Raw genomic sequence first — 14198 nt, forward strand, 5'->3', positions numbered from 1 at the left:
ATCCCCAATAAGCATTATCTTATATCTTAGACATTTTCTTTTTCTTTTAAAACTTGCGTATACACTGATTTTTCATTAATATACTCCTGGTCTCTATTCAATGCCTTCAAGAAACTGTACATAATGAACAACATCAATATCATAAACGGCAACCCGACTGTAAACGATACCGTCTGAACCGCACTCAGTCCTCCTGCCATCAATAACGCAATAGCCAAAAAGCCTTCAAATACTCCCCAGACAATTTTCAAGCCTGATGACGGTTCCAAATCTCCCCTTGAAGTAAACATTCCTATTACAAAGGTAGCGGAATTTGCAGATGTTAAAAAGAAAATTGTAACCATAATCATTGCCATAGCCGACAGGAATCCTGACAGTGGATATTGGGCAAAGGTTGCAAAAACCGATGAAGTGACATCATTGAACGTTGCTTCCGCAATGCCTCCATTTCCAAAAAGTTCCAGATGTATAGCGGATCCTCCCATTAAAGTAAACCAGATTGCACTCAAAATTGTTGGAGCTACCAATATGCCAAGAACAAATTCCTTTATTGTTCTTCCTCTCGATATCCTGGCGATGAAGCTTCCTACAAAAGGCGCCCAGGTCAACCACCAAGCCCAATAGAAGACGGTCCACGAGCCTATCCAGTCATAACCTGTTTTTTCAGCAACTACACCTGCCGCATCAGTGAAGAATGACAACATGACAACATTCTGTAAATAATTCCCTAATGCTTCGGTAAAAGATTCCAGCAGGAATACTGTAGGCCCGACCATTAATATGAACAAGGCTACTACTGCTGCAATAATCATATTGATATTACTCAACCATTTCATCCATCTCTTAAGACCAGAAACGGCTGTCATTGTAAAAATAAGGGTTACTATTGCAACAAATATTATTGAAACAGACATAGTATTTGGAATGCCGAATATATAATTCATTCCTGTGACCACCTGCATGGACCCTAGTCCCAAAGAAGTGGCTACACCAATCAATGTAACTACCACAGTTATAATGTCTACAGTCTGTCCAATAGGTCCGTTTATACCTTCATCTCCTATAAGCGGATGGAGTGTGGAACTTACCAGTGCCGGAAGTCCCTTCCTGAATTGGAAATATCCAAGAGCCAATGCAATCACACCATAACTTGCCCAAGGATGAATCCCCCAATGAAAGAATGTTGTTCTCAAAGCTATCGTAACAGCTTCAGGAGATCCTGATTCCGCAAATGGGCTGTTGGCAAAATGATAAATGGGTTCAGCCGCTCCCCAGAAAACCAACCCTATACCCATTCCCGCACTAAACAGCATCGCAAACCAGGTCATGTTGGAATACTCCGGCTCCTCATCATCCTTGCCCAGTTTGATTTTCCCGTATTTACTAAATGCAAGAACAATACAAAACAGCAAAAACAATGAAACGCATAAAAGATATAGCCATCCCAGATTATTAATAAAAAATTTGAAAAGAACATTAAATATCTCTTGCATTGTTTCAGGTGTCAAAACAGTCCAGATTACAAATATTCCACAAATCGCCGCTGATATCAGTGCGATTTTTTTGTCTACTTTCTCAAACATTTTTTCCTCCCCGTTTATTGCCAATTTCATTGGCATATGCTTTGGCATTTAAAACAAAACCACCCGCAAAGCGGGTAGTTTTTTAAACCCCATTAAGCTTATTTCTTGCTTTAACTGAAACTGGATTATAAGATTCTAAAAATCATTTTATTAATTGATATCCATTTCCTTCAAGATATTTTGTCAAACTGCGTCTAGTATCTTCCGGCATGTATGGCTTCTCATAACTAGATAGCATCTGATTCATCTTATTATCTATATTGTTCTTGAATTCCTTTTCCTGATCTATTCCCAATATTGGTCCTCTATTGGCTAAATTTGGTATAAAGGAACTATTCCTGAAATTCTCAAATGTATGATTTGCTGTTAAATACTGACCTCCAGGTCCTATTTCCTTGATTACATCTACGGCCAAATTGTTTTCATCAACCTTCAATCCATCATTGTATTTCTTGAGCATATCCAAAATTTCAAGATCGACTATGAATTTTTCATGAGACATGGAATTGTATGAACCCAGGAATCCTGCAGTGTGCAACACATAGTTGATGCCGGCTTTTAGAGTGGCGAACAGTACCATGGTTGATTCATAGGCCGATTGTACAGAAAGATTTCTTGCATCGGTGAGAGTACCGCCACCTCTTGATGGCACTCCATATAATTTGGCCAACTCAGAACAATATTCTATGCATAAAGTCGACTCAGGTGTACCAATGCAGAAGCTACCGTTTCTCATATCGTTCGAAGCTGTTGCTGAACCATAGATTACAGGTGATCCTTCTTTGACCATCTGCGTCATAATTACTCCTGCCAGACTTTCTGCATTTGAAATTGCTATTGTGCCAGCTAGCGTTACAGGTCCGGTTGTTCCTCCCATAACGGCAGGAGATATCACAACTGCCTGATTGTTTTTTGAGCACTCAATCAGTGTGTCAGTCATATTTTTATCGTATTGCAATGGTGATGCACTGCTGACTATACTCAGTGAATAAGCTCTTTTTTTAACTTCATCTTCACCAAACATAATCCTCAGCATATCGATTATTCCCTGGCTCTCTCTCAAACCTCCATTGCCACCGAAAATACATTTATCCGAATAATCCATAATAGAATAAAGCATTTGTGGAAATGGAACTTCAGATTTTATTTCACAAGGAAGTACATTACCGCTGTTGATCTTGAAATTATCGGATTGCTGGGTTATTTTAAGAAATTTGATAAAATCATCATAGGTTGGTTCCCTTTCAGTACCATCATAATCCGTCATGATTGTAGAACCCGAATTACCAGGCCCAAACTCAATATTGTTCCCACCTACGGTCATGTTGTATTTATCATTTCTGGCATGAATCATGAATTCGGAAGGAGCCTTTCCAACCCAGTCCATGACTTGTTTTTCTGTAAAATATGCTCTTTTGCCGTCTGTTCTTATTCCATTCTTCTTGAACAGATCTATTATTTCATCACTGAAAAACACCATACCTACATTTTCCATAATGTTCATTGTTGCATCATGTAAAAGATTAACCTTATGTCTATTCATTTATAAATACTCTCCCGTTAATTTTTTTTACAGCAAAATAATTTTATATTGTAGCATCTTTCTTTTCAATTGTTTTTTCTTCCAAATCGATAACTTTATCTGCCTCGCTGTTGTATTTGTTTATGAATTGTCTGGAAGTCATGATTACTACTGATATCAACACTGCCAGCTCTATAAAGAAAATCGGGAAGGATGATACTATGCTCATTGTCTGAAGTGCTTGCGTACCGACTGTCCCAGCAACCAAGAGACATAATACGGTTACAGCACCTGTCATAAGTCCCCAGAAAATCTTCATCGCTGCAGGAGGTTCATTTGAATGGGTATTTTTTGTAGTCATGACCGCTATGGTTGAAGTCATTGAATCAGCCAAAGTTACAAAGGATATACCCAACGCCATTATTCCAAGAGGTATTGTAAGCATTGGGATAGGCATGTTCTGAAGCAGTGCATACATTGCCACTTCAAGCCCGCTTGCATTGATTACATCCATTATTCCTGCACTGTTGAAGAAATCAAAGTATATGGCCGATCCGCCAAAACCTGTGAACCACAGGAATACAAAAGTTCCAGGAATCATCACATTGACTATTACAAAGGACCTTATCGTTCTTCCTATTGCAATCCTTGCCAGGAACATGCCCACTATGGGTGCATAGGCAACCCACCATGCCCAGAAGAAAATAGTCCAGCCTCCGTTCCATCCTTGTCCAACATTGAACGCATCTGCATTGAACGCAGTTGGTATCAGATTCACAAGATATGAACCCATTGTTTCCACTCCAAGATTCAACAGGAATCTGGTTGGGCCGAATGTAAACAGGAACATTACCAGGAATATGTATATTATTGAATTTACGTTGCTAAGCAGCTTGATTCCTTTCTGCAGACCTGTATAACTTGATACGGTATAAGCCACTGTTAATAAGACAATCAATGAAACATAAACTGTATTTGTAGGCACGATACCAAACATATAATCGAGTCCGGCTGCAAACTGCATTGTTCCAAAACCCAACGATGTTATGACTCCACCTATCAATGCAAATATTGAAAGTCCGTCTACAAACTTTCCTGGCAATCCATATATTCTGTCTCCAAGCAATGGATAGAGACTTGAGCTTACCCTGAAAGGCAAATTAAGGTTATAGGCAGCAAAACCAATTGCAAGCCCAAACAATGTAAACAGTGAATATGGTATATACGCCCAATGGAAAACAGCTATTTGCAGACCTCTTACAGCACTTTCCGGAGTAAGTGCTTCCGCTCCTGTGAATGCCGGAGGATTGTTGAAGTGAGTAAGCGGCTCAGCCACTCCCCAGAATACCATTGCAGTAGCAATACCTGCACATATCGCTATTACACACCAGGACCAAACACTCATTTCCGGTTTGGCATTCTTGCCGCCAAGCCTTATATTTCCTATTGGTGATATCATAATTGCAAGTGTACCTATGAAGAAAATGAATACAAAAAGAAGAAACATCCATCCGAACTCTATCAACATAAAGGACAACACTGAACTTGCTGCGGCTGCAAATCCATCGGTGAAAAACAATCCAAATATCAATGTCACTCCAAGTAGAACCGCCGGTGGATAGAATACTCCCTTTTCTATTTCAAATTTTCCAAATAAATTCATAAATTCCTCCTATATTTAATTGTAATGGTTTATTGCCTCTTTATCCTCCTGCCAAAGGACCAATTACTGTTATCAATTCATTACTATCTATAATATGATTTTTGCCGACTCTTTTGCTGTCGATCAAAATCATTGGGGCCAATATTGGATTGACCCCTATTTCCATCAATATCTCATTTACAGTCATTGGTTTGTCTATGACAAGTTTTTCCGTTTCTTTTTTATCTTCGTAAATCAGAAGCATGCTGTTTGACAGTTTTACAGTAATGTCCATCAGGCTCTCACACCAAGTGATATTCCAAGTTGTTGAAGCTTTTCAGCTGTAGGGCGACCTTCTTCATCCCACCCTCTGGCTTCGTAAAATTCATCAAGCATTTCGTTGATTTCATCAAATGTTATAAAGTGTCCCTCGTTTGGTCCGTTTGGTATTGGCTCTTCATAGAACCTTGCAGGCGGATAGTCGTATTTTCTTCCAAAGTCTTCAATTTCCCTGAAATTAAAACATCTGTTAAGATTCCAGATCTTTTCCGACAAAGTCATAAGGTCTTCCCACTTGAAAGGCTTGCCTGTTACAGCCTCATAGTTCCTTTCATAATGGAATGTCTCCAAGCCTATCTCCATATATTGTAATCTGCAAGTACCCAGTATGTCAAACGCAGGTCTGATATGTTGACTGTTTATGACTATTGGAGAAACCCCCTTGACTTTTGCTTTCGGGAATTTTTCCACACTTGAACCTTCGCTTATGAGGTCACCTACACATCCGGCTTCAGCCGACCCTGCAACATCATTTCCAAGGACCCAGCATCTACCGTGATGTGCTCCAATATCAGCAGTCATATATCCAAGCATCATTCCTGGCGCATTCCTGCTTTCATAGCCTGTCCACTCAAGTCCCTTGACATGGATTGCAAATTTTTCGGTTCCCTTTCCGACTCTTTCGGAAGCACCCTTGACTCCTTCTGCAAGCAGGTCGCCTATTTTTTCCCTGTATGATATCAGTTCAAGAATTTTTACAACTGATTTCAGGTCCCCAAATGAAACTTCCATTCCAAAGTCTTCCTGGGTAAAGATTCCCCTGTCATAGCATTCAAGGGCCCATGAAACCACAACACCTGCAGAGCATGTGTCTATTCCCAGTTCATCGCATATGAAGTTTGTATACGCTATCTCGTCAATGTCAGCCAGGTCGCAGTTGCTTCCAAGCATTGCAATGGTCTCGTATTCAGGTCCTTCCATATATGTTGATCCCATGCTTGTTTTGGCATGGCCGTATTTCCCGCAGGGGATTGGGCATCCGAAGCATCCCTTGTCCGTTATCTTTAACTTGTCCAGAATTGCCTGTCCGTTTATATCACTTGCATAGTCGTTGTGTGAAGTCTGGAAATTCCTTGTAGGCATTGCTCCTACATCGTTGCACCAGTCAGTTATTCCTGCTGTCCCCTGTGGAGTCCACCCAGTATATCCCGGCTTTTCTTTTGCAGCAAAGTATGTTTCTCTTCCTGATTCATACAGTTTCTTGGGATCAAATACAGGTACGTCTTTTGTTCCACGCATTACTATGGCCTTTATATTCTTGGATCCCAGTACAGCTCCAATCCCTATTCTTCCTGCCTGTCTTCCAAAGTCATGGGAAATACATGCGAATTTGACAAGATTTTCTCCTGCAGGGCCTATGGTTAGAATCTGATATTCCTCTCCCATCTCTTCCTTCATTGCCTTTTCAACGTCAAAGGAACCTCTTCCCCAGTATTTTTCGGCCGGACGAATTTCCACCTTGTCGTTTTCTATGAAAATATAGCTTGGCTTTTCCGCCTTTCCATTGATTACTATCATGTCATAGCCTGCATATTTCATTTCAACGCCAAAATGTCCTCCCATGTTGCTGTCTCCGTATCCTCCTGTTGCAGGGGATTTGGTTCCAAAATGGGTTTTCCCCGTAGCGGGCGAGAAAGTTCCGCTCAAAGGCCCCATTGCAATTATAAAGAGGTTTTCAGGATCAAAGGGTTCCGTATTCGGTGGAAGTTCGTCAAACAAAGTCTTTGCGACAAATCCTCTTCCTCCAATATATTCATCAACCAATTCTTCACTCAGTGCTTCTTTAACTATATCGTTTTCAGACAAGTTTATTCTTAAAGTGGTTCCAGCATATCCATATAGCATTTTTTCACCTCCTCCTATTCTACAAATTCAAGCGCCGATCTAGGGCATATTTCAACACAGGCACCACAATTGGTGCATTTGAAAGGCTTGTCGAAATCTTCATGCTGCATCATTACACCGTTAGGGCAGGCTCTTACACAGGCCATGCAGCCAATGCATGCTTCATTGTCTACGACATATGTATCCCCTTCTTTCGTAATTGCACCCACTGGACATGCCTCGGCGCATTCGCCACACTGGTCGCAAAGGTGGACTACATAATCTCCCGGACCCGGAAACCTTCCTTCAACAGAAAGTGCTGCCTTGGAAGGATTGTTCACGTTGAAGTTCTTCAGGGAACATGCCAGCTGACATGTTCTGCATCCTGAACAACTTGATTCAATATATTTCAAATGCATAGTTTTCTCCTTATTATGTTTTATACTACTCCCGTCTCTACTATAAGTTCACCTTTGGCAAAACGTTCTATGCTGAGCTTTTCGATCGGAAGGCTCGTTTCTTCACCTGCCATGCATTCAGCAACAAGTTTACCTATCATTGGGGCAAGCATGAATCCCTTACCGCATCCCAGGGCCAGGAAGTATCCGTCTACTTCGGGAACCGGACCCAGAATAGGCTGTCCGTCAGGTGATATGCCGTAATGTCCCGCCCACTGTCTGACTACTCTTAAATCCTTCATGTCTGGGAACTGATAAAGAGCTTTTTTTGCCATATCCTCAATGAATTTCCACTCATGCTTGTAGTTTATTTTCTTTGGCTCGTCAGGATTTCCAAATCCCAGAAGGAATCCACCGTGAGGCACCTGATTTATATACGAGTCATGATGAAAGGACATGACCAGGGGATCCACCATGTGCTCCATTGGCTCTGTAACCATAAGTTGATGCCTTTCAGGTTCTACAGGGTGAGAAAGACCCAGCATCTTGCCTATTTCCTTGGCATATGGACCTGTTGCATTCACCACCGTATTTGTTTCTATTTCACCCTTGTCGGTTACTACTGCCACTATTTTTCTTCCTTCTCTCTTGATTCCTGTCACTGTTGTATATTTTTCAATTTCAACGCCAAGGTCCCTTGCTCCCTTTTCATATGCAAAAGTAGCCTTGAAAGGGTTTATATGTCCATCTTCCTGGCAGAAGAAAGCCGCAGTCATGTTTTCCGTATTTATATGTGGTACAATTTCCTTTGCTTCTTCTTTGGATACTTTTCTTGAAGGTATTCCCAGTCTGTGTTGCACTTCCAGGTTTTTCGTAAGCCTTTCCGCCTGTTTTTCGTCATATGTAATGAGAAGATAGCCACTCTGTCTGAATTCTATGTCTCCATATCCCGTTTCTTCTCCTATTGTCTTCCAGATTTCTGCACTTCCTCTTGAAATCAGACAATTCATTTCCGTTCCCCACTGCTGTCTGATTCCTGCTCCGCATCTGCCTGTTGATCCGCTTGTAATATATCTTTTTTCTAGGAGTACAATATTTTTAAAGCCTTTTTTTGCAAGATAATATGCAACAGAACAGCCTATTGATCCTCCACCGATTACTACCACATCAGCACTTTTACGCATTATCTTCACCTCCTGCAATAGCCCCCAGCTTCATGGGCTTGACAGGCGCCCTGTTAATCGGTATGTCGATTTCCTCTATATCCTTGCCCAGATACCTGGCTATCTCTTTTGCTATCAAATCCTTGCAAGTCCTTCCCTGGCATGGTCCCATTGTAGCTCTCGATTCCCTTTTTATTTCTTCCATTGATGTAATTCCCCTGTCCAGCATTTCGTGCAGTTCACCGAGAGTCAGATTTTCACATCTGCATAAAATTGTATTTTTATCACTCATATCATTCACCATCCACCTTAATATTTCTCACTGAATAAATAAACTCCTTCGACAAGGCCAAAGTGATTACATTTGTATGGTCGAATCTTTCATGATCCTGAACCTTAAGCACTTCAGCCGTTCCCACTGTATTCCCCTCCCTGTCAAGGGCACTTACAACATCTCCTTCCTTTGGCAGCGGAAGAAATTCATATGGAATCTTCAGTGAAAACTTATCCTCTGAATATGTCTCATCTATTACAAAGCATGCCAAACCTGGACATGCACTTACACACATGCTGCATCCCGTACATTTGTCGTGGTTTACGTCTGGTATGTTGTTTATGTCTTCCTCTATGGATTCAACAGCCTTAATCCTGCATGAAGTGTGGCAGGGATTGCATGGTATCTCCTGAAAACACTCAAATATTGCATAAGGTCCTTTGTTTCTCCTTTCTTCTGAAGGAAACTTCTCCTTTATCATTTCCAATGTAGCTATTCCTGTTTTCTTAAACATTTTTTCACCTCCTATATTTTTAAGTTTGCAATTCCTTCTCTTATTTTTGTTCCTACAGGCCCCGACCTTAAGACATTGAGGTCTTCAATGTATTTTTGTTTCAATTCCCAGATATTGCTGCCGTATCCCAGGGATTCCGCTGCAGACAAGCCTGCTATTGTACCTTCTATCATTGCACTGCTGGCTTCTTCAACGCCTGATGCATCTCCTGCCACAAAATATCCCTTGGCTGTTGTCTCAAGGTTTTCATCTCTTAATGGTACAAATCCACCCAATAGTCCTGAAAACTTCATTTCACATCCTGTATGCGAAAGCAGCTCTCCCAGCGGAGTCAGCCCGACAGAAAGGCAAATGACATCAACATCAAGCTTCTTCTCTGTCCCCGGAATAAAATTCCATTTTTCGTCCAGCTTTCCAATTACTGCTCCCTCGACAAAATCAGTTCCAACAGCTTCTTTTATGGATGCTGAGGTTATTATCGGCACTCCCATTCGTCTTACCTTTGATGCATGTACCATAAATCCTCCTATCTGGGGTGCTGCATCTATTATGGCTTCAACCTTTACTCCTGCCTGCATAAGCTGATATGAAACAATCAATCCTATGTTTCCTGCACCTATCATAAGAACCTTGTTGCCCGGCACTACTCCGTATTGGTTCATCAATGTCTGCACTGCACCTGCGCCGTATACTCCCGGTAAATCGTTGTTTGGGAAAGGCAGCATTTTCTCAGAAGCTCCTGTAGCTATGATGGTTTTGTCAGCAGTTATTTTGTCATACTTCTTTCCTTCCTCAAAAGTTATAACGCCATCATGATATATTGATAAAACCGTTGTGTCCTTTTTTACGTCTATCAGTTTGTTTTCATTGATTTTCTCAAGAAAGATCTTTGCTATGTCTATTCCTCTCGTACCTGCATATTCCCTTTCGGATCCGAAAAACCTGTGGGTCTGCTTTACCAGCTGACCACCATAATCCTTTCCTCTGTCAAATAGCGTTACTCTGGCTCCTTGTTCAGCTGCTGCAATTGCAGCACACATTCCTGCCGGACCTCCACCAATTATGGCAATTTCTGTATTATTCATCTATTTCTCATCTCCTTTAAAAAAACCTTTTCCCTGTTGCCTATTGACTACCATGTTTTCCTTGAGCTCTTCCACGCATACTCTTACATTTGGTTCTCCATTCACTTCCATAAGGCAGGACGAACAATTGCCTATTGCACAAAACAGTCCTCTCGGTCTATGGTCATGTTTCAGATCCTTTACTCCGTTGGCATGCAATGCTGCAGAAATCGGTTCATTTTCATACCCTATCATTTCCTTTCCTTCGAATATGAATTTGACCTCTTTCTTTTTTTCAAACTTTAAAACCGGATGTTTTTCAATTCTCAATTAAATCCCTCCATTCATAGTATTTAACTCTCTGATATTACTTGTGCAATATTTGTACCAATATTTTGATTTAATGATTATTTGTGATAATTCATTAGATTTCATGTAATATAATTAAAAATCCATGGAAAACCACCCGAAATTTTTTTCAGAATATTTGTAAACACTTTTAAAAGCAAAAGTGATGCATTAAAATAATGCACCCAGCAAACCTTAGGTGCATTATTTTAATGCATCGCACTATTTTTTGTCTATGTATTTAATCATGTATGTGATTTATTTAACAATTTATATCCATATTTACAGCATAGTGTATGTTGCAGAGTGAACTATTGCTCAATACATGATATTTTCAACTCCCATAATACAATTACTTTGTTAAAAAAATATTCATTTTACACGCATTAGATTTTTGCATTTGTGAACATATGCCCCTTATTTCACTCTTTCCTGGCTTATTCCATGCTTTTTCATTCTATACTGCAACCCCTGTCTGTGAATGTCAAGTGATTTTGCAGCATGAGATATATTCCAGTTGTTTTCCTTGAGAACATTCAATATTAATTGCTTTTCAACCAGATTCAAAGTTTCAGACAATTTATTCGTTGTACTGCAAAATTCAATTTCATCGCCACTGTTACTTTCATGATTGATTTCATTAATTATATGAAAGGGCAAATGATTTCTTAATATTATGCTTTCATTCTTATCCATGATATTCATTGCCGTTTCAAATGCATGCTGCAGTTCTCTAATATTTCCAGGCCAGGGATATATGTTGAATATGTCAAGCACTTCTGCAGACAATCCTTTTACACTCATATCCAAATTCTTGTTAAACTTGTTGATAAACAGATTCGATAGAATCGGGATATCCTCTCTTCGCTCCCTCAATGGAGGAATTTCAATGCTTACACCACTCAGCCTGTAGAATAAGTCCTGGCGAAGTTTGTTTTCATTTATTGCTTTGAGCGGTTTCACATTGATATTGGATATTATTCTTACATCAACGTTTTTTTCCTCTACTGCGCCTACTCTTCTGATGGAACCCTCCTGCAAAACCCTTAACAGTTTTGATTGAAGTCCCATAGGCATTGAATTAAGCTCATCCAGAAGCAATGTCCCTTCATTGGCCTGTTCAAAAAGCCCCGGCCTGTCTATGGCTCCGGAGAATGCGCCCTTTACAGTGCCAAACAGTATGCCCTCAAGGAGATTTTCAGGTATTGCAGCACAGTTTATTGCAACAAAGGGTTTGTCCTTTCTTCTGCTTGAGTTGTGTATGCTTTGACTGAACATTTCCTTTCCGGTTCCCGTCTCGCCATAGATCAATACGGGTGAATCGCTCCCGGCCGCCTTTTTAGAGTATTTCAATGTATTGTTTATTTTTTCACTAACTCCAATAATATTGTCGAATGAATATTTTTTTGATTCTACAGGGTTTTTTACTGTAGCTTTCTTACCCTTGCTGTTTATGGATTCCCTGAGATCCACGATTTCTTCAAGAAGCTCCTGTATTTTAGAGTTGTCTCTCATAATTGATACGGCGCCAATTACTTCATTTTCCTGGAACAAGGGATATGTGTTGCATACTATGTCCAACCTTTTACCTGCATTGGTGATATATGTCTGACGGGCATCGATAAAGGATTTTTTTTGTTTGATAGCCTGCATCATAATACTTGTCTCTTCTGACAAATTGTATACTTTTGTTACATGCTGGCCAATCACCTTTTCTCTTATCAGTTCATCAAGCTTTTGAGTAGAATCGTTGTACAATGTCATATAGCCTTCTGCGTCACATGCCATAATCGCCTCATCTATAGAATTGACAATGGTTTCAAGGATATCCTTCTTTACCATTTCCCTGGTTTTTTCGAGGTAGAATATTTTGTACTTTTTTTCCGCACCTTTCTTGCAAACAATTCGTATCTTAAGCTTTCTTCCATCCGACAGCGTTACTGTTTTTCTGGTGTCATAATCATTGATATATTCCTTGAACAGTGTATTGACATTCAAATTATCAATGGAATCTATATCAAGCGTCCTCAGTGCCTTGTCGTTGCTTTCTATTATATGGTTGTTTTCATCAACAACTATGACTCCCTGCCTGATGTTCTTGACTATTGCAGTCACCAGTTCGCGGAGATTTCCATCATTATTTTTCAATATTTTCCTCCCCTGAATATATTAATTTACATGATAATATCTTAATACATAATAATGAACATATCAATCAAAACTCTTAGTGTCCAGCCTATTAAATCTTCCGACATTTCTGCTTATACGCTGCAAATATTAAAGGACTGCATTTCTGCAGTCCTTTCAATATATAACGCTTTATATTATTGAATTATCCAAGTATTGGATTTTCCCACAATGGCAATACTCTACCTATTCCCATTTCCTTGGCATTTGTAAACACCCTGTGTGCTTCCGACAAGTCGTGAATTCCCATTCCAATCGGATTGAAGAAAATTATATCGTCTTTTGATTTTCTAACTTGAATATTTCCAACTACTGTCTGTCCCAGATCCGTAACCTTCTCTCTTGGTATTACTCCATCCCTTACAGCTCTGTAGCTTACATCCACACCATGTCCAGATACTGCATCGAAATCGTCAACCACTACGCTGTCAACATATGTAAGTGCTTCTGCAGGAGTATCCCAGAATGATATCTCGCAGTGAACTGCACCCTTTTTATACCACTTGCCGTCTACATAAGGAGCCTTTGCCATTGTCGCTGTTGAGATTACGTCAGAACCTACAAATGCTTCCTCTGCACTATCAACTGCAACGAAGTCCATATCAGGTATTTCCTTTTTCATTCTTTCACAGAATTTTTCTGAAGTTTCCTTGTTAAGGTCATATACCTTGCAAAGCTTAAGGGTTGGTGCCCCACACTTGAAGGCAAGTGTCTGAGTAATTCCCTGTACTGATGCCCCTACAAGACCCATTACTTCCGCTCCAGGATTTGCAAGGTGCTTGATGGCAACTCCGCTTGCTGCTCCAGTTCTCATTGCTGATACAAGTGCTCCATCCATTATACATACAGGCATTAGTGTTTCGGGATCAACTATGATTATTATTGCATTTGCTCTTGGAAGTCCGTATTTCTTTGGATTGTGCGGCTTGCTTGGTATCCATTTGATTCCTGATGTATTTACTGCCCCCAACAATCCCTTGGCCTTAAGCTCTTCATCATATTCCAGTCCGCCAAGGAAACTTGGCATTGACATGATTCTTCCAGTCGTTTCTTCAGTTTCCGGTCCACCCCACCTGAGTACGGGCTTGTGAGGAAGCATGAAATCGCCTTTTCCATGTAGAAAGAATGATCTTTCCGTAGCTGCCATTGTTCCTGTCATGTCATATCCGCCTGCCTTTACACAGTCTTCCTGTTGTAGATAAAGAAACTCAACTCTTTTGCTCATTTTGTTTTCCTCCAAAATTTTCAAATATTTGATTACAATATTTATCATGCAATTTGCATGCCAATTATTGAAACATAAAAGCCGATTCTGAATCTGAAACAAAAAACACCATCAA

Annotated in this window: 13 protein-coding genes; all 13 read right to left on the reverse strand. The window is 40.2% G+C overall.

Annotated features, from left to right (window positions below; genetic code table 11):
- Positions 1–26: 26 nt before the first annotated feature.
- The 13 genes from BUB05_RS13865 to BUB05_RS13930 all read right to left on the reverse strand — a co-directional run bounded on the left by BUB05_RS13865 (position 27) and on the right by BUB05_RS13930 (position 14083).
- Positions 27–1583 carry a glycine betaine uptake BCCT transporter gene (locus BUB05_RS13865; protein ID WP_245819900.1) on the reverse strand — a complete coding sequence of 519 codons (1557 nt, stop codon included), beginning with the start codon at positions 1581–1583 and terminating at the stop codon, positions 27–29.
- Positions 1584–1725: 142 nt separating this feature from the next.
- Positions 1726–3126 carry a trimethylamine methyltransferase family protein gene (locus tag BUB05_RS13870; protein ID WP_073050220.1) on the reverse strand — a complete coding sequence of 467 codons (1401 nt, stop codon included), beginning with the start codon at positions 3124–3126 and terminating at the stop codon, positions 1726–1728.
- Between the two features lie 43 nt (positions 3127–3169).
- Positions 3170–4768 (reverse strand): BCCT family transporter, encoded by a 1599-nt coding sequence (locus tag BUB05_RS13875; protein ID WP_073050221.1) that lies wholly within the window; start codon positions 4766–4768, stop codon positions 3170–3172.
- A 40-nt stretch (positions 4769–4808) separates the two neighbouring features.
- Complete coding sequence (locus BUB05_RS13880) at positions 4809–5042, reverse strand: hypothetical protein (protein ID WP_073050222.1); 234 nt, start codon at positions 5040–5042, stop codon at positions 4809–4811.
- Complete coding sequence (locus BUB05_RS13885) at positions 5042–6931, reverse strand: aldehyde ferredoxin oxidoreductase family protein (protein WP_073050223.1); 1890 nt, start codon at positions 6929–6931, stop codon at positions 5042–5044. The genes BUB05_RS13880 and BUB05_RS13885 overlap by 1 nt, the downstream gene beginning before the upstream one ends.
- Before the next feature lie 14 nt (positions 6932–6945).
- Positions 6946–7329, reverse strand: coding sequence for a 4Fe-4S dicluster domain-containing protein (locus BUB05_RS13890; protein WP_073050224.1), 384 nt, complete (start codon positions 7327–7329; stop codon positions 6946–6948).
- Between the two features lie 20 nt (positions 7330–7349).
- The gene (locus tag BUB05_RS13895) at positions 7350–8492 is read right to left on the reverse strand and encodes an NAD(P)/FAD-dependent oxidoreductase (protein ID WP_073050225.1); all 1143 of its coding nucleotides are present in this window, start codon (positions 8490–8492) and stop codon (positions 7350–7352) included.
- Positions 8485–8763, reverse strand: a complete 279-nt coding sequence (locus BUB05_RS13900; RefSeq protein ID WP_073050226.1) for a (2Fe-2S)-binding protein — start codon at positions 8761–8763, stop codon at positions 8485–8487. The genes BUB05_RS13895 and BUB05_RS13900 overlap by 8 nt, the downstream gene beginning before the upstream one ends.
- 1 nt (position 8764) lies before the next feature.
- Complete coding sequence (locus BUB05_RS13905; RefSeq protein ID WP_073050227.1) at positions 8765–9259, reverse strand: 4Fe-4S binding protein; 495 nt, start codon at positions 9257–9259, stop codon at positions 8765–8767.
- 11 nt (positions 9260–9270) lie between these two features.
- Positions 9271–10344, reverse strand: a complete 1074-nt coding sequence (locus BUB05_RS13910; RefSeq protein ID WP_073050228.1) for an NAD(P)/FAD-dependent oxidoreductase — start codon at positions 10342–10344, stop codon at positions 9271–9273.
- Positions 10345–10653 (reverse strand): (2Fe-2S)-binding protein, encoded by a 309-nt coding sequence (locus BUB05_RS13915; RefSeq protein ID WP_073050229.1) that lies wholly within the window; start codon positions 10651–10653, stop codon positions 10345–10347.
- 435 nt (positions 10654–11088) lie between these two features.
- The gene (locus BUB05_RS13920; RefSeq protein WP_094762959.1) at positions 11089–12819 is read right to left on the reverse strand and encodes a sigma-54 interaction domain-containing protein; all 1731 of its coding nucleotides are present in this window, start codon (positions 12817–12819) and stop codon (positions 11089–11091) included.
- A 184-nt stretch (positions 12820–13003) separates the two neighbouring features.
- Positions 13004–14083 carry an ornithine cyclodeaminase family protein gene (locus tag BUB05_RS13930; protein WP_073050230.1) on the reverse strand — a complete coding sequence of 360 codons (1080 nt, stop codon included), beginning with the start codon at positions 14081–14083 and terminating at the stop codon, positions 13004–13006.
- Between the last annotated feature and the right edge of the window lie 115 nt (positions 14084–14198).

This window comes from Dethiosulfatibacter aminovorans DSM 17477 (assembly GCF_900142005.1).
Lineage (GTDB): Bacteria > Bacillota > Clostridia > Tissierellales > Dethiosulfatibacteraceae > Dethiosulfatibacter > Dethiosulfatibacter aminovorans.

What these genes read in the sequence shown, in the direction of transcription:
- BUB05_RS13895 (WP_073050225.1), bottom strand. Translation starts at nt 8,492, where the DNA reads ATGCGTAAAAGTGCTGATGTGGTAGTAATCGGTGGAGGATCAATAGGC.
- BUB05_RS13890 (WP_073050224.1), bottom strand. Translation starts at nt 7,329, where the DNA reads ATGCATTTGAAATATATTGAATCAAGTTGTTCAGGATGCAGAACATGT.
- BUB05_RS13880 (WP_073050222.1), bottom strand. Translation starts at nt 5,042, where the DNA reads ATGGACATTACTGTAAAACTGTCAAACAGCATGCTTCTGATTTACGAA.
- BUB05_RS13905 (WP_073050227.1), bottom strand. Translation starts at nt 9,259, where the DNA reads ATGTTTAAGAAAACAGGAATAGCTACATTGGAAATGATAAAGGAGAAG.
- BUB05_RS13910 (WP_073050228.1), bottom strand. Translation starts at nt 10,344, where the DNA reads ATGAATAATACAGAAATTGCCATAATTGGTGGAGGTCCGGCAGGAATG.
- BUB05_RS13875 (WP_073050221.1), bottom strand. Translation starts at nt 4,768, where the DNA reads ATGAATTTATTTGGAAAATTTGAAATAGAAAAGGGAGTATTCTATCCA.
- BUB05_RS13870 (WP_073050220.1), bottom strand. Translation starts at nt 3,126, where the DNA reads ATGAATAGACATAAGGTTAATCTTTTACATGATGCAACAATGAACATT.
- BUB05_RS13930 (WP_073050230.1), bottom strand. Translation starts at nt 14,083, where the DNA reads ATGAGCAAAAGAGTTGAGTTTCTTTATCTACAACAGGAAGACTGTGTA.
- BUB05_RS13865 (WP_245819900.1), bottom strand. Translation starts at nt 1,583, where the DNA reads ATGTTTGAGAAAGTAGACAAAAAAATCGCACTGATATCAGCGGCGATT.
- BUB05_RS13885 (WP_073050223.1), bottom strand. Translation starts at nt 6,931, where the DNA reads ATGCTATATGGATATGCTGGAACCACTTTAAGAATAAACTTGTCTGAA.
- BUB05_RS13900 (WP_073050226.1), bottom strand. Translation starts at nt 8,763, where the DNA reads ATGAGTGATAAAAATACAATTTTATGCAGATGTGAAAATCTGACTCTC.